Here is a 20,094-nt window from a genome sequence, read left to right on the forward strand (position 1 = left end):
ATCGCCGCCGTCAAAGACGTCTTGCCATGGTCAACGTGACCAATCGTTCCAATGTTGCAATGCGGCTTCGTGCGCGCGAATTTCTCTTTGGCCATGACACCTGTTTCCTGACAACGGCCCTACGAGGCCTGAAAAGCGCGGTCGCATTAGGGGGTTTTGGGAGAGGATGCAAGGTTGACGCACGTCTACGCCGCTCGTTTTTGCCAGCACCCCGCGGTTGCCGACATGCCACGGCGGCGATCAGGGAATTCTCTCAGATCCATAGGCCATCTCGCTCGGCCTCCAGCCACCCGGCCTGACGATCGCCTGACACGGTCTTGGCCTTCGCGGTCGGCAGATGGAATTGTCTGCATTTGCTTGCGTCGCCCCCCTTGCTCGAACCGTATGCCGCACCGCAATCGGGCGATCATAGCCAAGCACACGCAAGCCCTCGGATTGGGCCATACGATCAGACGGGGCCAAGTTCAAACGAAGCCAAGCCGTTGCGGCACCGCGCCCGAACTTTTCGCGTCAATTCGAACCCGGACCAATATTGGAGCCATCGCGTTGGTTCTGGACCCGCCGTTCGATAATCCGCGATCCGAACAAATGCGTCGCAATCCCAAGGCCAAGCACAGCCAGCGATCCGCCAAAGCCCGGCAGCACGCTATTGATCACAGTTGGCAACAAGGTCTCCACCAACCCCGAGGCAGGCGGCGACGGAACGACCGCGGCCCCAGCCTTCTGCGCGGCCGCAATGGCGATATCATGCGCCTTGGCGATCGCAGCATTCATCTGTTGCGGATTGACCGGGAAAAACTGCTGAAGAATCGACGCTGGCACGTCCTTGATCAGGCGCGCAAAGGCCTCTGCCGACATTGCTGCATCAGCCGTGACTGTCGATGCCGCTTGTGAAGCCGCGCGAGCGCCCGTGCCGAGATTAGTGCCCGTGCCGAGATTATTGTAGGCGCTATTGCCAAGCCCGAGTGTCCCGAGAATTGACGAAGCCCAGCCGATGAAACGTGTGCGATCGGCATTGGCGACGATGACGGAGCCGGAACGGCGCAAATCGTCGGCCGTCGTGTTGCGGCGCTCTTTCGAGAGCGGCCGGCTCGGGGCATCGTTCAGAGCTGCCCATGTCGTGTCATCGACCTGCCCGATCGCATTCGCCGAAACGTTGTAGTCGATCTGAAAGGCAGAAACCGCCGCGGTCGTCAGGGTTCCGAAAACGCCATCGATCTTGCCGACCTCGTATTGTCGCTCATGCAGGGCCTGCTGCAGCGCCTTGACTTGCGGACCACGATCCCCCTGTTTCAGGACCGCGTACCCGTTTCCAGGGCTAGGAACGTCTTTCTGCAGGAGTCGCCGGAGCAGTTCGACCAGAATGTCGGCGGAATAGGGCATCGGTCGATCGCCCGGGGTAATGACCGTGACCGGGCCGTCGCGTTCATCGTACTTCGCCAGAATTTTTGCCGATGGCTGGTTTTGCAAGCTGGCCCATTCAAGACCCAGCGCATGCGCATTTCTCCCGCGCCCCTGGATCAGCGCCACGCCAAGGCGATCCTGCAGATCGGCCGAGAAGATCTGCGCACCCGGTAAGCCGAGTTTCTGCCGCAGCCCGCGCAAGGTTTTCCCGACGATCTGGTAGCGGCCCAGCGCCGACGAATTGAACCTGTTCTTCGGATGCTGAAGCATCCGCCTTTGCAGGCTGTCGATCTCATCGAGCGTCATGCTGGTCAGCGGCTGCTCTCCCCCTGTGAAGATGCCGTAGCCGAGCGAGGTATCATAGCCTCCACCGGGCTGGTTTGCCGTCCCCTCACATTCCGCGATGAAATCCAGCAACGGACGAAAACGCTGCACGCTGCTCATTTCGGCCATCTGCGTCTCCTCGAATAAAGGGAAAGCGGATATGTCGTCGTCGTGCGAATGCACGTGATCCTGTTCTTCGTCCTCATCCGAAGAGGAGCCGCCAGCGTCATGATCCCCACCGACAAAGTCTTGATGTCCCGACACGCTTGACCAATCGATCCCGAAGCCCATCTCGGTGGGCGAGACATCGATGTGGAAGTGCATCGCATCCTTCTTGGAATTCCAGTCACCGCCCCAGCCGAACACCGTCTTGCCGCCGAGCGTCCGGATCGCCCGGACATCGGCGATCATCTCGCGCGTCATGTCGGTGTCGGCGATGTTCTGCTGCACATCCCGGGCGCGCTCGCGTTGGGTCGCCTTGTCCGAGAATCTGACCTTGCGCCCGTTGGGCGTCTTTCGGACCGGATTGGTCGAAGCATTGATGTCGATCGCAAGTCCGAATGCGTGAAGACTGCGAGCATCTGATCCTTCGACATTGCGGGGAAAGTATCCATGGCTGTCGCCAGCGCTGACGACATAATCATGGACTTCAACGACGGTTTCGAGCGCGCGCCAGGCCTCGACAGTGGGGCGAGCCACGCGCATGCGATCGGGACCGAAGCTGATCTCCACCATGGCAGCTTCGTTGCTGTCATAGCTTTTCCAAGCCAGGCGCTGCGCCGCTTCACTCATCATTTTCTCCACGAGACGTGACGCTGACATAAATGCGCCATCCGGGAGGCGGAGGCAGAAGAAAGCTTCCGCACCTGGAATGCTTGAGATTACGTAACATACCTAGCGTAACAATTCGAAATCGAATCGGCAAAAACATTGATTCGCTATCACATCAAAACGTCGATGGAATTTCATAAAATTTTACAGGCTAATTACCAACCGTTACCCGCTAAATTTGACATGAGACCGACAGCAAATGAATTTCTTATAGTAAATAACAATAGTATATCGTAGATATACAATGTCATTCACTCGTATTATCAAATTTTGACCAGAAAAAATACCGTTTCCTCGCGCAAGCATAAGCTTCAACCGAATACCCCGGTTTCGTACACCACACCCGCCGCGCCCAAAACCATCTCGGATTTATCCGACGCATGCCGCAGCAACCTCGTGGCAACACTCAGATAGGGATCATCGCGCCGCGCTTGCGGCCCGCGCCGCCAACCAGGCCACGACCGCCCCCGCCAGAACGGCCAGGACGGCCGCGATCAGGAAATGGCCGGCAAAACCCAGTTGCTGCGCCACCCAGCCGGTGCCGAGACCGCCCGTCATGCTGACGACGGCGTCCATGCCCTGCAGCAGCTGAAACCGATCCCGGCTTGGCGCGGATCGGGCTAAGGCATGGGCCCAATTTCGACGGTATCCTCAAAAAAGCGCCGAATTCACCGTGGCTTAAGAATCCTGCCTTCACGCGATGCCGTTCAGCCGCCGAACACCCGCCGATACCGCGCCACCACATCCGCCACGCCCGAGACCTTCTCGGGATTGTCAGAGAGCTTCACCGCCGGGCGGCCGTTGGCCTTGCTCACCTTGCAGACCAGCGACATCGGGTCGAGCTCGCGCGAACCGTCCGGCGAGCAGCCGACGAGGTCGTTGGTGAGGTCGGTGCCCCAGCCGAAGGCCATGCGGACCTTGCCATCGAAATGGTGGTAGACGCGCTCGATCGCGGAAACATCGAGCCCGTCTGAGAAGACCAGCAGCTTCTCCCTGGGATCGCGGCCCTTGGCGCGCCACCACGCCATGATCTCCTCGCCCGCCGGAATCGGCGGTGCGGAATCGGGCCGGAAGCCGGTCCAGTCGGCGACCCAGTCAGGCGCGTGCCGCAGGAAGCTCGTCGTACCGAAGGCGTCGGGCAAGGCGATCAGCAGATTGCCGCCATAGACCTGGCGCCATTCGTCGAGCACGCGATAGGGCGCGCGCAGCAACTCCTCATCGCTCTCGGCCAAAGCTGCGAACACCATCGGCAGTTCATGCGCGTTGGTGCCGATCGCCTCCAGGTCGTTGTCCATTGCCAGCAGCACGTTGGACGTGCCGCTGAAGGCCGGCCCCAGCCCCTCCTTCAATGCCTCGACGCACCAGCGCTGCCAGAGATGGCCATGGCGCCGGCGCGTGCCGAAATCGGAGAGGCGCAGATTCGGCAGCTTCTGCAGCCGGTCGACCTTGTCCCACATCTTCGCCTTGGCGCGGGCATAGAGCACGTCGAGCGAGAAACGCTTCTGGCCGACCATGACGCGGCGGGCGCGCAATTCGTTGATGATGGCGAGCGCCGGAACCTCCCACATCGTGGTATGCGTCCAGGGGCCCTCGAAATGCAGTTCGAACTGCCCGTCGACCTTGCGCAGATCGTATTCGGGCAAGCGGAAATCCGCGAGCCAGGCGATGAAATCCGGCGAGAACATCTGCGTCTTGCCGTAGAAGCTGTTGCCCGCCAGCCAGATCAGTTCCTTCTTGGAGAAGCGGACCTCGCGCGCATGGTCGAGCTGGGCGCGCAACTCGGCCTCGTCGACGATATCGGCGAGCCGGATGTGCTTCGAGCGGTTGATCAGCGAGAAGGTGACCTGCACCTCCGGATGGAAGGCCCGGATCATCTGCAGCATCAGGAGCTTGTAGAAATCGGTGTCGAGTAGGCTGCGGATGATCGGATCAAGCCGCCAGCCATGATTATAGGTACGCGACGCGATATCGGTGACGGTCATGGCGGGGCCGCGGGGTCCGTGATGCTCAAAGGGCAGCACATGACTAGGCGAGGTCGCGCCTTTTTGACAATCGTCTTGCGTTCGGGACGCGCAGACGGGCGCGCATGCCCCTTCGGCAGATGAGGCGCTTGTCTCGCCCCTGCGAAGCGGGAACAGTCGCGACAAATCAAAAGTCGACCTCAGGGAGAGACGATGACATCGAACGGCAGCATCGCCGGCGGGCGGGCCCATGGCTGAGAGCGTCACTCAGGCGATTCCCAATGTCAGCCTCGCGGAACGGGCCTGGCGCATCCGCCGCAACGCCCTGCGCATGGGCGAGGTCCAGGGCCAGGGCTATATCGCCCAGGCGCTCGGCGTCGCCGATGTGCTCGCGGTCTCGTATTTCCACGCTTTGAGCTATCGCCCGCATGAGCCGGAATGGGAGGGTCGCGACCGCTTCCTGCTCTCGATCGGGCATTATGCGATTGCGCTCTATGCCGCGCTGATCGAAGCCGGGATCATCCCCGAGGATGAGCTTGAAACCTATGGCGGCGACGACAGCCGGCTGCCGATGTCGGGCATTGCGGCCTATACGCCGGGCATGGAGATCACCGGCGGCTCGCTCGGCCATGGGCTCGGCATCGCCGTCGGCATGGCGCTCGGCCTGAAGCGCAAGGCGTCAAAGAGCTTCGTCTACAACCTGTTCTCCGATGGCGAACTCGATGAGGGCTCGACCTGGGAGGCGGCCATGGCGGCAGGTTCCCACACGCTCGACAACCTGATCGGCATCGTCGACGTCAACAACATGCAGGCCGACGGCCCCTCGACGCAGGTGATGAATTTCGAGCCGCTGGTTCCGAAATTCGAGGCCTTCGGCTGGCATGTCCAGCGCGTCGACGGTAACGACCTCGCGGCGCTGGTAGACGCCTTCGACGCGGCGCGCCACAGCCAGGCGAGGAAGCCCCGCATCATCATCTGCGACACCAGGATGGCCAAGGGGGTGCCCTTCCTCGAGGAGCGCGAGCGCAACCACTTCCTGCGCGTCGAACCGGGGGAATGGGTCGAAGCCCTGGCCATTCTCGATGCAGGGAGGCCGGCATGAGGCCCTCGAAATACCAACGCCCCGCCCATCTCGACAATCCGGCGCTCGGCGGCACGCGGCTCACCACCTCGGCGATGATCGCCTCGATCGCAGGGCCGGACCAGCCTACCAAGGCAGCGCCATTCGGGCACGCCTTGGTCGAACTCGCCAGGACACGGCCCGACATCGTCGGCGTCACCGCCGATCTGAGCAAATACACCGACCTGCATCTCTTCGCGAAGGCCTATCCCGACCGCTTCTACCAGATGGGCATGGCCGAGCAGGCGATGATCTCGGCGGCGGCAGGGCTGGCGCGCGAGGGTTTCACGCCCTTTGCCACGACCTATGCGGTCTTCGCGGCGCGGCGCGCCTACGACTTCATCTTCATGGCGATCGCGGAGGAGAACCTCAACGTCAAGATCGTCTGCGCCCTGCCCGGCCTGACCACAGGCTACGGCCCGAGCCATCAGGCGACCGAGGACATCGCGATCTTCCGCGGCATGCCGAACCTGACGATCATCGACCCTTGCGACGCCCATGAGATCGAGCAGGCGATCCCCGCGATCGCGGCGCATCAAGGGCCGGTCTATATGCGGCTCTTGCGCGGCAATGTCCCGCTCGTGCTCGACGAGTACGGCTACCGTTTCGAACTCGGCAAGGCCAAGACGATCCGCGACGGCCGCGACGTGCTGATCATCTCGTCCGGCTTGATGACGATGCGGGCGCTGGAGACCGCCAAGCGGCTCGAGGCTGACCGCATCGATGTCGCGGTGCTGCATGTGCCCACGATCAAGCCGCTCGATGGCGAGGCGATCGAGCGCGAGGCTGCCCGCACCGGCCGTATGGTGATCGTGGCCGAGAACCATTCGGTCATCGGCGGCCTCGGCGAGGCGGTGGCGGGCGTCCTGATGCGGGCTGGCATCCACCCACCCGCCTTCCGCCAGATCGCCCTGCCCGACGCCTTCCTGGATGCAGGCGCGCTGCCGACGTTGCACGAGCGCTACGGCATCTCGACCGACGCAATGGTCACGAGCATCAAGAGCTGGCTCTGACGAACCAAGCCGCCATGGCTTCGCTTCGCTTGCAATAACGGGAGCTGCGTTGACAGGCTCGACCAACTCGGCAAGGAGCAAGCCTCGTCGGCGCGCTCGCATGCGCCGCGTTGTCGGGAGCCTGGATTGAGCGCGACATCACAAGCGGCGCAGAGTTTCATCGACCGCGTCCACGGCCGGGAGGTCGTGCTCGGGATCGTCGGCCTCGGCTATGTCGGCATCCCGCTGGCGCTGGCGGCGCTGCGCCGGGGCATCAAGGTCGTCGGCTTCGACATCGACCAGCCCCGCGTCGATCAGATCAATGCCGGCAAGGAGACGATCAAGCACATTCCGATGGAGCTGATCGTCGAGGGCCTGAAGACGCAGCGCTTCAATGCCACGACGGATTTCGACCGATTGGCCGAGCCCGACGCGCTGCTGATCTGCGTGCCGACGCCGCTCTCGCGCCATCGTGAACCCGATCTCTCCTATGTCCGCCAGACCACGGAAGCGATCGCCAGGCGCCTGCGGCCGGGCCAGTTGATCGTGCTCGAATCGACCACCTATCCCGGCACCACCGATGAATTGATGCGCCCGATCCTCGAGACCGCCACCGGCCTCAAGAGCGGGCAGGATTTCTTCCTCGCCTATTCGCCCGAGCGCGAGGACCCCGGCAATGGCGAGTTCGGCACCTCCGACATCCCCAAGGTCGTCGGCGGCGACGGCCCCGACGCGCTCGCCATGGCTGATGCGCTCTACGCCGCGCTCGTGGTCAGGACGGTCCCGGTCTCCTCCACCGCGACCGCCGAGGCGGTGAAGCTGACCGAAAACATTTTCCGCGCCGTCAACATCGCGCTCGTCAACGAATTGAAGCAGGTCTACGCCGCGATGGGCATCGACATCTGGGAGGTGATCGACGCCGCCAAGACGAAACCCTTCGGCTACATGCCGTTCTATCCGGGCCCGGGCTTAGGGGGGCACTGCATCCCGATCGACCCGTTCTACCTGACCTGGAAGGCGCGCGAATTCGACGTCACGACGCGCTTCATCGAGCTCGCTGGCCAGATCAACACCGACATGCCCTATCGCGTCGTCGACCGGCTGGCGGAGCTTGTGGACACGCAGCTCGGCCGCGGCTTCAGCGGCGCGCGCATCCTTGTCCTCGGCATCGCCTATAAGAAGAACATCGAGGACATGCGCGAAAGCCCTGCGCTCAAGCTGATCGAGTTGATCGAAGCCCGCGGCGCGAGCGCCGCCTATCACGACCCGCATATCGCCGAGATCCGGCCGACGCGGAAGCATGGCGGCCTGACCGCCCGCAAGAGCCAGGTGCTGAGCGCCGAGACACTTGCCGCCTTCGACGCCGTGCTGATCGCGACGGACCATGACGATGTCGATTACGGCCTTGTCGTCCGCCACGCCAAACTCGTGGTGGATACCCGCAACGCCTGCGCCCGGCATGGGCTTGCGGCCAAGACCATCTTCAAGGCCTGATACGACGATGAACAGCGCTGAGCCAGCTTACGATCTCGCCGTCATCGGCGGTGGCATCAATGGTTGCGGCATCGCCCGCGACGCCAGCGGGCGCGGAGCCTCGGTCGTGCTGTTCGAGAAGGACGACCTCGCCAGCGCCACCTCCTCGGCCTCGACCAAACTGATCCATGGCGGGCTGCGCTATCTCGAGCATTACGAGTTCCGGCTGGTGCGCGAAGCCTTGATGGAGCGCGAGCGGCTGTGGCGGCTCGCGCCGCACATCATCCGGCCGCTGCGCTTCGTACTGCCGCACCATGCCGGCCTGCGCCCCGCCTGGCTGCTCCGGCTCGGGCTCTTCCTCTACGACCATATCGGCGGACGAAAAGTCCTGCCGGCGACGAAGACACTCGATCTTGCTCATGATCCTGCCGGCCGGCCGCTCAAGGACGACCATGCGCGGGCTTTCGAATATTCCGATTGCTGGGTCGAGGATTCCCGCCTCGTCGTACTGAACGCGGCCGATGCCGCCGCCAGGGGCGCCGCAATCCACACACGAACAAAGGTCGTCTCGGCCGATCGCGACGGCGACCACTGGCGGATCACCGGAGAAGGCGAAGCCGGCCGCATCACCGTGGCCGCCAAGGCGCTTGTCAACGCCGCCGGCCCATGGGTCGGCGAGGTTCTGGGCGGCGTCGTGCGCTCGAACACCAAGGCCGCCGTCCGCATGGTCCAGGGCAGCCATATCGTCGTGCCCAAACTCTACGAGCACGACCGCTGCTACATCTTCCAGAACGCCGATGGCCGTATCATCTTCGCGATCCCCTATGAGCACGATTTCACCCTGATCGGCACCACCGACCGCGACTACAAGGGCGACCCCGCCCAGGCCAAGGCGACGCGCGAGGAGATCGATTATCTCTGCGCCGCAGCGAGCGAGTATTTTCGCGCAGCCGTCACGCCCGCGCAGGTCGTCTGGACCTATTCCGGCGTGCGCCCGCTCTATGACGACGGCGCCTCCAAGGCGCAGGAAGCGACGCGCGACTATGTGCTGACGCTCGACGCGCCCAAGGGCGAAGCCCCGCTGCTCTCGGTCTTCGGCGGCAAGATCACGACCTATCGCCGCCTCGCCGAAGCGGCTCTGGACAAGCTCGCACCGCATGCCGACTGGGCTGGCCGGCCGACCTGGACCGTCAACGGCACATTGCCCGGCGGCGATTTTCCGGTGACCGGCTTCGAGGCGCTGGTCAACGCGATCGCCGCCGCCCATCCCTGGCTGGCGCGATCGACCGCAACGCGACTGGTCCGCGCCTATGGCACGAAGGCGCGCGAAATCCTCGCCGGCGCGCAAGGCATGAGCGATCTCGGCCGCCATTTCGGCGCCGACCTTTATGAGCGCGAGCTGCGCTATCTGATCCGCAAGGAATGGGCGAAGCGCGGCGTGGATGTGCTCTGGCGACGCGGCAAGCTGGGCTTGCGCCTCTCAGTGGAGGAGCGCGAGGCATTGGACGCCTTCATGCTGGCCGAGACGAAGGCGGCGACCGAGCCGGCTGTCTGAAGGCATCGAGGCTGGATGGTGTTTCAGCGCACCTTGCGCGCCAGCAAGAAGAGCGCAACGGCAGCGAGCGCCGACAAGGCGATGAGAAGCAAGCTGCTCGGCATCAAGCCCGCCCGCTCGATCAGGATGGCGAAGGCCAGCGGAGCGGCGGCTTTCACCGCAAGCCCCGGCGCCGAAAGCTTACCCAGCATCGCGCCATATCCAGTCGGGCCGAAGAGCTGCAGCGGCACGGTTCCCCGTACGATCGAGCTCAGTCCCATGCTGACGCCATAAGCGATGGCGAAGAGCCCGGCGAGCGTCGCAGTCATGTTGCCGATCATCAGCATGAGGAAGCCGAACGGCATCAGCGCAGCCGAAACCCAGGCCGTCGTGACAGGGGCGAGCGCAGCGCCGAAGAGCATCTCGGCCAGACGCCCAGCGACCTGCGAAGGGCCGACGATCGCGCCGATGCCGACAGCAAGCCCGGTGCTCAAGCCCAACCCCTGCAGCATCGTCAGCATATGCACCGACATGGCCGAGACGACGAAGCCCTGCAGCGAGAAGGCCAACGCAAGCAGCATGAAGGCCCGTCGCCGCGCCTCGCCTTCTAGATAGCCATCCTGCGGTGCCGTTGCCGCGGTGGCTACGGGCGCCACAACCGGCGGGCGACGAGGGCGCCCTGGCAGCAGGAACAGATGCAGGGGCACGCAGAGCACGAACTGCAGCACGGCATAGAGCCGGTAGATCTCGCGCCAGTCGAATCCGCTCAGCAGGGCTGTCGTCAGCGGCCAGAACAGGGTCGAGGCAAAGCCACCGATCAAGGTGAGCTGGCTGATGGCGCGCCGCGCGCCACCGCCCTTGGCCTGCGTCAGGGCGGTGAAGGCGGCGTCGTACAGCACCATGGTCGAGACGACCTCGAGCGCGATCATGGCGGCGAAATAGCCAACCGGCCCGCGTGCTTCCGCCAGCGCCAGCAGCGAAAGACCGGCCAGGCCAGAACCCAGGCTCATGATCACGCGGGTGCCATGCTGGTCGATCAGACGGCCCACGAGCGGTGCGATCAGCCCGCCGGCCAGCAAGCCGGCAGCAAAGCCGCCATAGGTCCATTCCGGGGCCCAGCCGAAACTCGCCGTCATGCCCGGCGCGAGCACGGCGAAGGCATAATACAGACAGCCATAGCCGACGACCTGGGTGACGCCGAGGGCGAGGATGAGGGACAGCCCTCTCTCCCCGGACGGAGCGGGCGACAGCAGCAACGCGTGCGACATCAGGCTTCGGCCACCTCATCAGCGGCACTGCGCACCGGCGCGCCGCCACAGCCGCAGCCAGCTTTGCCCGAGGCCTTCGCCCAAGCATCATCCGCGCAGCAGGCATCGACCGCAGCGGGAGCCGGGCCGCCGCAGCAGCCGGTGTCGGCCACGGCAAGGCCGCCCGGTCTCGTACTGCAGACGCCTGTCTCGGGCAGCACGAGTTCAACCCGCCGCGCGGCCGCGTGATCGCCCGCGATCTCGGCCACGATCGAGCGAACCTGTTCATGGCCGGTGGCCAGCAGGAAAGTCGGCGCCCGGCCGTAAGCCTTCATGCCCGCTATGTAGAAGCCAGGCTCGGGATGGGCGAGTTCGGCCGCTCCATGCGGGCGCACCGTACCGCAGGAATGCGCGTTGGGATCGATCAGAGGCGCAAGCGCGGGTGGGCATTCCAGAGCCGGATCGAGCTCGACCCTGAGTTCACGCAGCAGAGCGAGATCGGGCCGGAACCCGGTCGCGACGATCAACTCGTCAACCGTCACATCGCGTCCGCCGCCATTGGCCGCCGCTAGAGCGTTTTCGAGCGAAGTGGGTACCGGTTCGCGTGAAGAAAACGCGTCAAAACAATGATCTAGAGTAATTGAACGATCCAACCGGATCGGAAATTGCTCTAGATGCAGACCCGCCTCCATGCGTTCGATCCGGTCGAGCTGGAAGTCAGTCTCCACCGCGATCAGGCCCCGCTCGACGAGCTTTGCGATGCGCGTGCCCAGTTCGCCGCGCGCGGTCAATTGATCGGCCGCTCCACCGCCAAAGGCCTTGGACAGCAGGGCACCGCGATAAAGCCAGACGATCCGGGTTTCAGGCGCACTCGCCTGCAGGTCGGCGAGTGCGATCAGCGTACCGATGGCGGAATGTCCTCCGCCCAGAACCGCAATCCGCTTGCCGGCATGGCGCGCCCGCGCTTCGCCCAGCACATCGGGCATGCCGTAGCTGATCGCAGCAGCGGCCTCGCGCTCCCCCAGCGCCGCTAACCCGCCTGAACCGGCCGGGTTGGGCGAGAACCAAGTGCCGGAGGCGTCGATCACGGCATCCGCCAGCAGGGTCTTCTCGCCGGCCCCGCTGCCATAGCGCAGAGCAAAGGGCGCGGAATCGCGCCCAGCGGTCCTGACCTTGTCGAAACCAGAACGGGTTACGGAGAGCACGCGCGCATCGAAATGGATCGCATCGCGCAGCGCTATGCGTTGCGCCAAGGGCGCAAGATACTGATCGATCAGCTCTGCGCCGGTCGGATAGCGGTCCGGATCGGGGCGGCTCCAGCCGGAGGCGACCAGCAGCCGCTCCGCCGCGCCATCGATGTTGAAAGCCCAGGGCGAGAACATCGGCACATGCGCCCAATGCCGCACGGCATGCCCGACCGCACTGCCTTGCTCCAGCACGACCGGCCTCAGGCCGCGTTCGGCGGCATGGGCCGCCGCCGCCAGTCCAACCGGGCCTGCCCCGATGATCGCAATGGTCTTGATCGCCGCCATCTCATGATCCTCAAATTCTGGAATAATCGAAATAGAAGGCAGGGAAATCAGGCCGCGTCCTGCTCGTTTGGGCCGCAGCGGCTCTCGATGCAGCACTCGGCCACGAGGAACTGCAGCAACGCGTTCATCAGGTCGAAATTGGCGCGGCAGATCAGCGTGGTGCCGTCGCGCTCCTGGCTGACGAGCCCCACGATGATCAGCGTCTTGAGGTGATGCGACAGGGTCGAGGCCGCGATCTCGAGCCGCTGCTGGCACTGGCCGACGGAGAGCCCGTCATGGCCGGCGCGGACCAGCAAGCGGAAGAGCGAGAGCCGGGTCGGATTGCCCAGGGCTTCGAGTCTGGCGGCGGCGTCTTGCGTGTTCATGCAAGCACGGTGACTCAGCTTCGGCAGGTCGTCAATCCGTATTTCCGGAATTATAGAATAATAAGGTTTCGCAGCAGACCGCCCTGGCTACGCTACCGGTAGTGCTATGCCAGTACGTTCTGATCCGCGAGATGGACGAGCCTGCCGCCGGCGATCGTCGCGACGACACGCGGCTGAGGCCCCTCCGCGACCAGGATGAGATCGGCGCGCTTGCCGGGCGCGATCACGCCGCGATCGTGCAGTCCCAGCGCCTGCGCCGGCGCTTGCGAGACCAGCTTCCAGGCTTCCGCGAACCCCGCCGCCCCCTTGCGCGCCAGAACGAACGGGGCCAGCGCCAGCGCCGGGTAATAGTAGTCCGAGGCCAGGATCGTGCAGAGCCCCTGGCGCACCATGTCCTCGGCCCCGGGGCAGCCGAGATGCGAGCCGCCACGCACGACATTGGGCGCCCCGAAGACGATCGCCTCGCCATGGGCGGCAGCCTCTCGCGCCGTCGCCACGTCGATCGGGAATTCCGCGACGCGCACGCCGAGCGAGCGATACCAGGCCCTCATCTGCGGCGTCATGTCGTCATGCGACAAGGTCGGCACTCCAGCCTCGAGCGCCGCCTGCGCCAGCCGCGAGACCGAGCCCGCGACCTCGTCGCGGCGGGAATAGACCGCCTCGGCCAGCACCATGAAATCGGCTGAAGACAGCCCGGTGCGTTCGACCATCTTGGCGACCTTGGCCGGACGGACACCCTCCTTCAGCAGGCCCTCGGTATGGTCGTTGAAGGCGAGCACGCCGACCTTGCCCTTGGCGAGCCAGTCGAGAATCTCCGCTTCGGCATCGAGATTGAAGGTCTCGTGGCGCAGATGGAAACGCGTGTCCGCGCCAAGCTCGGCGGCGAGGCGCGCCATCGCCTCGATCAGCGAGCGCGCATTATCGGCGCCGCGCAGGCCCGGCTCCCAGGACCAGGTCACGCCATGGAAGGCCGTCGTGATACCGCTCGCCAGCATGGCGCGATCGGCGTCGCGCAAGGCGAGATCGATATCGAAGGAGACGCCGGGACGCGGCATGATGTGGCGCTCGAAGGCGTCGCCATGGCAATCGACGATGCCCGGCAGCACGAGCAGGCCGGACGCGTCGAGCCGCAAGGCATCGGCAGGAGCAGGCGCTCCCGGCTCCGCTATCCTGCAGCCCGCGACGACGATATCAGCCTCGACCAGGCCCTCCAGCAGCGCCTTGCCGCCTGCGATCACGATCGACATCTCATTCCTCTCGGCCAGCGCGACGAATCGGCGCGAACGTCCCGCTCATGCAAACACCTGCGGATGAAAGTGATGCATGACGATACGATGACGGGCGAGCCCCAGCTGACGAGCCGCATCGGAACTGCGTCCGCACGGCTTGCCCCGCGCCTCATATGCCGGCAAGAGGCTGCTTGAGAACCAAGAGACTTGCGTGGGAACCGCGCCTACTCCGGCAAGCAAGACGGTTCAGCGCCAGACCGCTACGGAGCGAAAGCCAATGACTGACGTGAAGCCGCCGCGTATCGCCATCACCTATTGCACGCAGTGCAACTGGCTGCTGCGCTCAGCCTGGATGGCGCAGGAGCTGCTTCATACCTTCGGCCCCGATCTCGGCGAGGTCGCCTTGCGGCCGGGCAGCGGCGGCAGCTTCCAGATCCATTACGACGACACGCTGATCTGGGACCGCGTCGCCGATGACGGCTTTCCTGACGTCAAGGCGCTGAAGCAGCGCGTCCGCGACCGGCTCGACCCCAGCCGCGACCTCGGCCATCTCGACCGGGCCGCACAGTAGAGCGTTTTCGAGCGAAGTGGATACCGGTTCGCGTGAAGAAAACGCGTTAAAACAAAGCACTAGAGCAATTTCCGATTGGATCGGAAGTTGCTCTAGCAGCCCAATCCAGGCTCACGGGCTCTTCGCCACCGCCTCGATCTTGTCGATGCCGCCGAGCTTGGGCGCAAACGAGGTCCAGACCTTGCGCGCGCCCTCCTCCCAGGCCGGCCGGTCCTGCGGCTGCACGACCTTGCCGCCTTCCGCTGCAGCCTTCGCCATCGAGGCCTCCTCGTCGGCGACGATCAGATCGTCGAAATAGCCAACCCCCTCAGTGGCGGCGGCCGACAGTGCCGCCTTGTCCTCGGCTGACAATCCCTTCCAGAACGCCGCCGAGACATAGAGCACGCCCGAGGCCCAGATATGGCCGGTCTCGATCAGATAAGGCACGACCTCGTGCAGCTTGAAGCCGACATAGGCCGATTTGGTCAGGTCCATCGCGTCGACCACGCCGGTCTTCAGCGCGTTATAGGTCTCGGGGATCGGGATCGGCGTCGGATAGGCGCCGAGCCCCGACCAGAGTTCCGTGTGCAGCGGGCTCTGGATCACGCGGATGCGCTTGCCCTTGATGCCTGCGGGTGTGGTGATCGGCTCCTTGGCGAGGAGATGGCGCGCGCCGTAATTGATGAAGCCGAGCACGACGAAGCCCTGCCCCTCGAACTTGCCCTTGAGCTCGTCGCCGAGCGGCCCCGCCAGCACGCGCTTGAGATGGCCCCGGTCGCGGAACAGGAAGGGCAGATCGAGGATCTGGCTGTCGGGAACCCAGCCCGACAAGGCCGAGATCGTCGAGAGCGAGGCCTGGACCGAGCCAAGCCGGACGCCCTCGGCCACCTCCTTCTCGCCGCCCAGCGCGGCATTGCCGACGATGCGCAGGTCGAAGCGGCCGGGCGCGGTCCGGTTCAGGATCTCGGCGATCTTCCGCCAGACCCTGGTCTCAGGCTTGTCCTCGCCGAAGAGCGAGGCGACCGTCACGGGCCGGCCGGCGGCATGGGCAGCGCGGGCGGATAGCAGCGCGGGCGCAGCCAACAGGCCGGCCGTGATCTCGCGGCGGGTCGGCGACATCAGAACAACTCCTTGAAGGATGGTGGAAGCGAGGGCCAGGCGGCCGCCCCCAGGCACAATACGGCAAGCGCGACCAGAAGCGTCGCCAGCAATGGCAGAACGGCCCGGAAGACGGCGCCTGCCGGAACCCGGGTGATGCCGCTGACGACATAGACCAGAATGCCCAGCGGCGGGGTCAGGCCATGGATCATCAGGTTGACCACCAGGATGACGCCGAACTGGATCGGATCGAGCCCGGCCGAGATCGCAACGGGCAGGAGCAGCGGCGCCAGCAGCAGGATCGCCGCGCCGATATCGAGGAAAAGCCCGGCCACCAGCAAGACGAGATTGGCGAGCAGCATCACCGCATAGGGTCCGCCACCAAGCGCCGTCACCAGACCCGCCATCTGGTCGGAAACCCGGTCGACCGCGAGCAGGAAGGCGAAGGGCGCCGACGCTCCGATCAACATGCCCACGGCCGCCGCTTCCGTCGCCGATTTGCGCAAGGCGCCGAAGACCGTGCCGATATTCAGGCTGCGCAATGCCAGGCAGGCGATAAGCGCATAGGCCACCGCTAGCGCCGAAGCCTCGGTGACGGTGACGACGCCGAAGCGGATGCCGACCACGACGACGACACCGAGCCCGATCGCCGGCAGCGCGCCGATGAAGCTCTTCGCCCTCTCCTGCCCGCTGGCCTTGGGCGCAGCATCGACCACCTCGCGCACGCTGAGATGGATGCCGATCGCCAACGCCAGCGCCAGGACCCCGCCGGCGATGAAGCCGCCGACCAGCAGCGAACCGACCGACAGATTGGTCGCCGTCGCCAGGATCAGGAAGGCGATCGAAGGCGGGATTATGTTGTCGAGCATCGAGACGCCGGCCACGATCGCCGCCGCATGGGCCGGCGGGTAACCGCGAGCGATCAGGGCCGGCGCCATCACCTTGGCGCCGAAGGCGGCGTTGGCCACCGAGGAGCCGGAAGCGCCCGAAAACAGCACGCTGGACATCAGCGTCGTCTGCGCCAGCCCCGCCCGCCAATGCCCGACCAGCGAGGCGGCGAAGCGCACCAACCGCTCGGCCAATCCTCCCGCCGTCAGCAACTCGCCGGCGAGCAGGAAGAACGGGATCGCCAGCAGCAGGAATTTCGAGACGCCCGACACCGTGTTCTGGACGATGGCCGGCTCGGGCAAGAGCCCGCCAAAAGCGCCGCTGAGCGAAACGCCGGCAAGCAGCGCATAAGGCAGCGGCGCGCCCAGGATCAGCCCAAGCCCGGCGAGCGAGGCCGCGACCAGGCTCGGCGTTTCCACGAAAAATCCCGTGACGCTCTGTGCTGCCAGATAAAAGCCGATGCCGAGAAGCAGCGAAGCCAGGGCCGCCGGCCAGGAGCTGTCCAGCGCGGCTCGCCATAGCACGACGACAACGGTCAGCCCGCCGCCGAGCGCGAAGGCGGCAAAGCGCAAGCTTTCCGGCAGGCCCAGAACAGTCGAGCTGCCGCCGACGAGCGCCACGACGCTGGCGCCGCCGAAGGCGAGCACGAGCGAGCCATGAACCGCGACCGCATCGGCGAAAACGGAAGCCAGGCGCTGCGCTCCGGCGGGCAGCAGGCGCACGATCACATCGAGCCGCATCGCCAGCGCGCTCGTAGCGGCCAAAGGCGCGCCAACGGCGACCAGCGCCACGTTCAGCCAGATCGCCAATTCGTCGGACCAGACGAATCCGCCGCCAAACACATAGCGGCGCAGCACCGCCGCCATCACCACGGCGAAGAGCACCGCAAGGATGATGGCTCCCAGCCATTCCAGCCCCGTGACGAGGCCGCACAACCCACGCTCGGCTCGGCGACGCAGCGACGGCTTCGGTACCAAGGATGATGTCGCAAGGCTCGTCATGGCGCTAACGCAGTGATGAGAATGCGCGCGAACGCAAGAGGCGGCTGCGCATTCCTAGAAAACCAAGCGAGGCTGCAGCGCAAAATCCTGGCCCGTGCAGCTCCGCATCGATCGTGCGACGAGGTGTTCACCAGCCCTATCGCACCGCGCGCCTCCGAGATCCTGCGAAGGCCGCGCCATATCGAAAACTGGAGGCACATTAGGGAGAAAGCCGGACGGTGCCAGAGGCACGGTTCAAAAGCGATAAATCTCTGGAGAATCGACCGTTTCGAGAAAATCGATCCGAGGGCGGAACGGAAATGACGGCTAATTTTCTCCCACTTTGCCACAGCTCTGCGCGCGCGGGGGAGTTCTCGCGCGAGAGAATCGCCGGAGGCCGCCGAATCCAGGCTCAAGCGAACGTTGCTTTGGAAAATTTGGAGCGGGTGGAGGGAATCGAACCCTCGTATTCAGCTTGGAAGGCTGCTGCTCTACCATTGAGCTACACCCGCATCGCCGCACCGGAATCGACGATGAATGAAGCGATGTCAAGATGCCAGGGCGCGGTGTCGAAAACCGGCCGGCTCTCGACGGCCCAAGGCGCGCTATGACCGCTTCGTCTTGCCGCTATCGGGCAGGAAAGGATGGTGGGGGAAGCAGGACTCGAACCTGCGAAGGCATAGCCAGCGGATTTACAGTCCGCCCCCTTTGCCGCTCGGGACATTCCCCCGCCCGCGCCTGTTGCGGCTGAACCGCAGGCGACCGCCTGTGTCACTTGCGTGACGGGCGACAGGCGCGGCCGGACTTATGGTGACCGGGCCTCAGTGTGTCAACCCTCAGTCTCCAACCGAATGTCGCATTGCACCGATCCGTGCGGCGACCACGTCCGCGCGCGCCTCGACGCTCCCCAAGGGAAGCGCCGTCAGCGCATAACCATGCTCGCGATAAACCGCGAGCATGGCGTCATGGGTACGCCGCGCCTCCTCAAAATCCTGCCGGCGCTCGGCGTCATTCCTGAAGATGTCGCGCCAGGGCGGCGCGATGAAGACGTCCACGGCATAGCGGAACCGCTCGATCGCCCGGATAAGATGCGCCGGCACGGGCAATCCGCATAGGCGCAGATAACCCGCGATGTCAGGGATGCCGCGATCAAACACGACGCCGCCACCTCGATCCAGCGCCACCTGATAAGCCTGCATGTCGAAGGCTAGCATCAATTCGGCGAAGAGTTCGCGATTCGCCCAGGGCAGGCCGGCGCCATCGATCGCGACCTGGTCGCGGATGATCGCGCGCCCAGCCTCGGGCGAGATCGCGATACCGCGTGCCGCCAGCGCCGCAAGCAGCGTCGTCTTGCCGGAACCCGGGCCGCCGGTGACGATGACCAGGCGTTCGCTTGCATCTGTCATCGATCCTGTCTCCTTCTTGCATTGAGTTTCATCTGGATCGCGCCACCGTGGCTCCTCGGCACTGGTCAAGCGGCGCGTGTCATGGCACGGCACAGATCCGCCCCCTGGAGACCGATGATGCCTGCGCCGTTCCGCCCCAAGCCGGGAAGATCCGCTGGCCACCATGCCGGCGGCCGCAGGCCGCACCATTCCGACGGGCCGCCGCCGCATCGGCCCGGCGATATCGACGAGGCCGTGCTCTATGGCGTCCATCCCGTCATCGAGGCCCTGCGCAATCCCAAGCGCCACCATCGCCGCCTGCTCGCCACCGAGAACGCGCTGAAGCGGTTGACCGAGGAGATCGGCGAGTTGCCGCTGGAGGCCGAGCTCGTCCGCCCGTCCGAGATCGACCGGCTGCTGACGCCCGATTCGGTGCATCAGGGGCTTTATCTCGTCTGCGATCCCCTGCCCTCGCCCGATCTCGACAGCCTGCCCGACGATGCAGTCGTCCTGGCGCTCGATCAGATCACCGACCCACACAATGTCGGTGCGATCCTGCGCTCGGCTGCCGCCTTTGCGGCGGCAGCGGTGATCGTCACCATCCGCCATTCGCCGGCTGCGACCGGCGTGCTGGCGAAATCGGCCTCGGGCGCGCTCGAGCATGTGCCGCTGATCGCCGTACGCAATCTCGGCGATGCGCTCGACGAACTCGGCAAGCGCGGCTTCCTGCGCATCGGTTTTGATTCGGACGGCGAGGTCGCCTTCGACGATGTCGAACTCCGTCGCCCGCTCGTCATGGTGATGGGCGCGGAGGGCAAGGGCCTGCGCCAGCGCAGCCGCGATCTCTGCGATCACGTGGCGCGGCTCGAGGTGCCGGGCACGATCACCAGCCTCAACGTCTCGAATGCGACTGCGATCGCCCTCTACGCCGCCAGCCGGCGGCGCTGAGGCGGTCCTCGATCAACCCGGTACGCTATACCGACCGGGAACGATCAGCAGCAACGCGCCCGTCCCGGCATGGGCATGATCGTGCCGATAGCCGAGTGGAGCCTCCCCGGCCAAAGGTCGTAAGCCTAAAGATGCAAGACCATCTGCCTGATTGCACTGCGTAATTCGCGCGCGCATTGCTTCGGTCAGACCGGAAATGGGGGGCCTTTGGCCTCGGTCCGGCGACATGAGGC

General features: G+C 65.0%; 17 protein-coding genes and 2 tRNA genes. 6 read left to right on the forward strand and 13 right to left on the reverse strand.

The genetic code is table 11. The annotated features are described in order from the left end of the window. The 4 genes from J2Y55_RS17995 to pncB all read right to left on the reverse strand — a co-directional run. Positions 1-95 (reverse strand): GTP-binding protein (locus J2Y55_RS17995; protein ID WP_139221393.1); only part of this gene is annotated, 95 nt, incomplete at its 3' end. 415 nt (positions 96-510) lie between these two features. Beyond that, a complete protein-coding gene (locus J2Y55_RS18000) occupies positions 511-2,520 on the reverse strand; it encodes a M15 family metallopeptidase (RefSeq protein WP_310156335.1) in 2,010 nt (669 codons plus the stop codon). 456 nt (positions 2,521-2,976) lie between these two features. Further along, the gene (locus J2Y55_RS18005) at positions 2,977-3,135 is read right to left on the reverse strand and encodes a hypothetical protein (protein ID WP_310156339.1); all 159 of its coding nucleotides are present in this window, start codon (positions 3,133-3,135) and stop codon (positions 2,977-2,979) included. Positions 3,136-3,266: 131 nt separating this feature from the next. Then, the gene (pncB, locus tag J2Y55_RS18010; protein WP_310156342.1) at positions 3,267-4,541 is read right to left on the reverse strand and encodes a nicotinate phosphoribosyltransferase; all 1,275 of its coding nucleotides are present in this window, start codon (positions 4,539-4,541) and stop codon (positions 3,267-3,269) included. Positions 4,542-4,770: 229 nt separating this feature from the next. Here pncB and J2Y55_RS18015 point away from each other — a divergent pair, with 229 nt between their 5' ends. From J2Y55_RS18015 to glpD, 4 genes are all read left to right on the forward strand, one after another. Next, positions 4,771-5,622 carry a transketolase gene (locus J2Y55_RS18015; protein WP_310156345.1) on the forward strand — a complete coding sequence of 284 codons (852 nt, stop codon included), beginning with the start codon at positions 4,771-4,773 and terminating at the stop codon, positions 5,620-5,622. Next, positions 5,619-6,653, forward strand: coding sequence for a transketolase family protein (locus J2Y55_RS18020; RefSeq protein ID WP_310156348.1), 1,035 nt, complete (start codon positions 5,619-5,621; stop codon positions 6,651-6,653). The genes J2Y55_RS18015 and J2Y55_RS18020 overlap by 4 nt, the downstream gene beginning before the upstream one ends. Before the next feature lie 126 nt (positions 6,654-6,779). Further along, on the forward strand, positions 6,780-8,126 hold the full coding sequence (locus J2Y55_RS18025; RefSeq protein WP_404978965.1) for a nucleotide sugar dehydrogenase: 1,347 nt from the start codon (positions 6,780-6,782) through the stop codon (positions 8,124-8,126). 7 nt (positions 8,127-8,133) lie between these two features. Then, positions 8,134-9,660 carry a glycerol-3-phosphate dehydrogenase gene (gene glpD, locus J2Y55_RS18030; protein WP_310156351.1) on the forward strand — a complete coding sequence of 509 codons (1,527 nt, stop codon included), beginning with the start codon at positions 8,134-8,136 and terminating at the stop codon, positions 9,658-9,660. Positions 9,661-9,683: 23 nt separating this feature from the next. On the opposite strand, the gene J2Y55_RS18035 is transcribed toward glpD, so the two are convergent. The 4 genes from J2Y55_RS18035 to J2Y55_RS18050 form a co-directional block, all read right to left on the reverse strand. Then, positions 9,684-10,907 carry an MFS transporter gene (locus J2Y55_RS18035; RefSeq protein ID WP_310156354.1) on the reverse strand — a complete coding sequence of 408 codons (1,224 nt, stop codon included), beginning with the start codon at positions 10,905-10,907 and terminating at the stop codon, positions 9,684-9,686. After that, a complete protein-coding gene (locus tag J2Y55_RS18040; protein ID WP_310156357.1) occupies positions 10,907-12,418 on the reverse strand; it encodes an NAD(P)-binding domain-containing protein in 1,512 nt (503 codons plus the stop codon). The genes J2Y55_RS18035 and J2Y55_RS18040 overlap by 1 nt, the downstream gene beginning before the upstream one ends. 47 nt (positions 12,419-12,465) lie before the next feature. Next, a complete protein-coding gene (locus tag J2Y55_RS18045) occupies positions 12,466-12,783 on the reverse strand; it encodes an ArsR/SmtB family transcription factor (RefSeq protein ID WP_310156359.1) in 318 nt (105 codons plus the stop codon). A 104-nt stretch (positions 12,784-12,887) separates the two neighbouring features. Beyond that, complete coding sequence (locus J2Y55_RS18050) at positions 12,888-14,048, reverse strand: alpha-D-ribose 1-methylphosphonate 5-triphosphate diphosphatase (protein WP_310156908.1); 1,161 nt, start codon at positions 14,046-14,048, stop codon at positions 12,888-12,890. 241 nt (positions 14,049-14,289) lie between these two features. Here J2Y55_RS18050 and J2Y55_RS18055 point away from each other — a divergent pair, with 241 nt between their 5' ends. Further along, the gene (locus J2Y55_RS18055) at positions 14,290-14,583 is read left to right on the forward strand and encodes an Rdx family protein (RefSeq protein WP_310156362.1); all 294 of its coding nucleotides are present in this window, start codon (positions 14,290-14,292) and stop codon (positions 14,581-14,583) included. A gap of 111 nt (positions 14,584-14,694) precedes the next feature. Here J2Y55_RS18055 and J2Y55_RS18060 read toward each other — a convergent pair whose 3' ends face one another. The 5 genes from J2Y55_RS18060 to J2Y55_RS18080 all read right to left on the reverse strand — a co-directional run bounded on the left by J2Y55_RS18060 (position 14,695) and on the right by J2Y55_RS18080 (position 18,934). Next, entirely contained in the window at positions 14,695-15,681 is a 987-nt protein-coding gene (locus tag J2Y55_RS18060) for a TRAP transporter substrate-binding protein (RefSeq protein ID WP_310156365.1), read from the reverse strand. Continuing rightward, positions 15,681-17,549: a TRAP transporter large permease gene (locus J2Y55_RS18065; protein ID WP_404978966.1), complete on the reverse strand. Its 1,869-nt coding sequence runs from the start codon at positions 17,547-17,549 to the stop codon at positions 15,681-15,683. The genes J2Y55_RS18060 and J2Y55_RS18065 overlap by 1 nt, the downstream gene beginning before the upstream one ends. A gap of 417 nt (positions 17,550-17,966) precedes the next feature. Next, a tRNA-Gly gene (locus J2Y55_RS18070) sits at positions 17,967-18,040 on the reverse strand. 133 nt (positions 18,041-18,173) lie between these two features. Next, a tRNA-Tyr gene (locus J2Y55_RS18075) sits at positions 18,174-18,258 on the reverse strand. 106 nt (positions 18,259-18,364) lie between these two features. After that, the gene (locus J2Y55_RS18080; RefSeq protein ID WP_310156371.1) at positions 18,365-18,934 is read right to left on the reverse strand and encodes an AAA family ATPase; all 570 of its coding nucleotides are present in this window, start codon (positions 18,932-18,934) and stop codon (positions 18,365-18,367) included. Between the two features lie 114 nt (positions 18,935-19,048). On the opposite strand from J2Y55_RS18080, the gene rlmB reads away from it, so the two are divergent. Beyond that, positions 19,049-19,861, forward strand: coding sequence for a 23S rRNA (guanosine(2251)-2'-O)-methyltransferase RlmB (gene rlmB / locus J2Y55_RS18085; protein WP_404978967.1), 813 nt, complete (start codon positions 19,049-19,051; stop codon positions 19,859-19,861). Positions 19,862-20,094: the final 233 nt, after the last annotated feature.

This window comes from Allobosea sp. BE125, from assembly GCF_031456075.1.
Classification (GTDB): domain Bacteria; phylum Pseudomonadota; class Alphaproteobacteria; order Rhizobiales; family Beijerinckiaceae; genus Allobosea.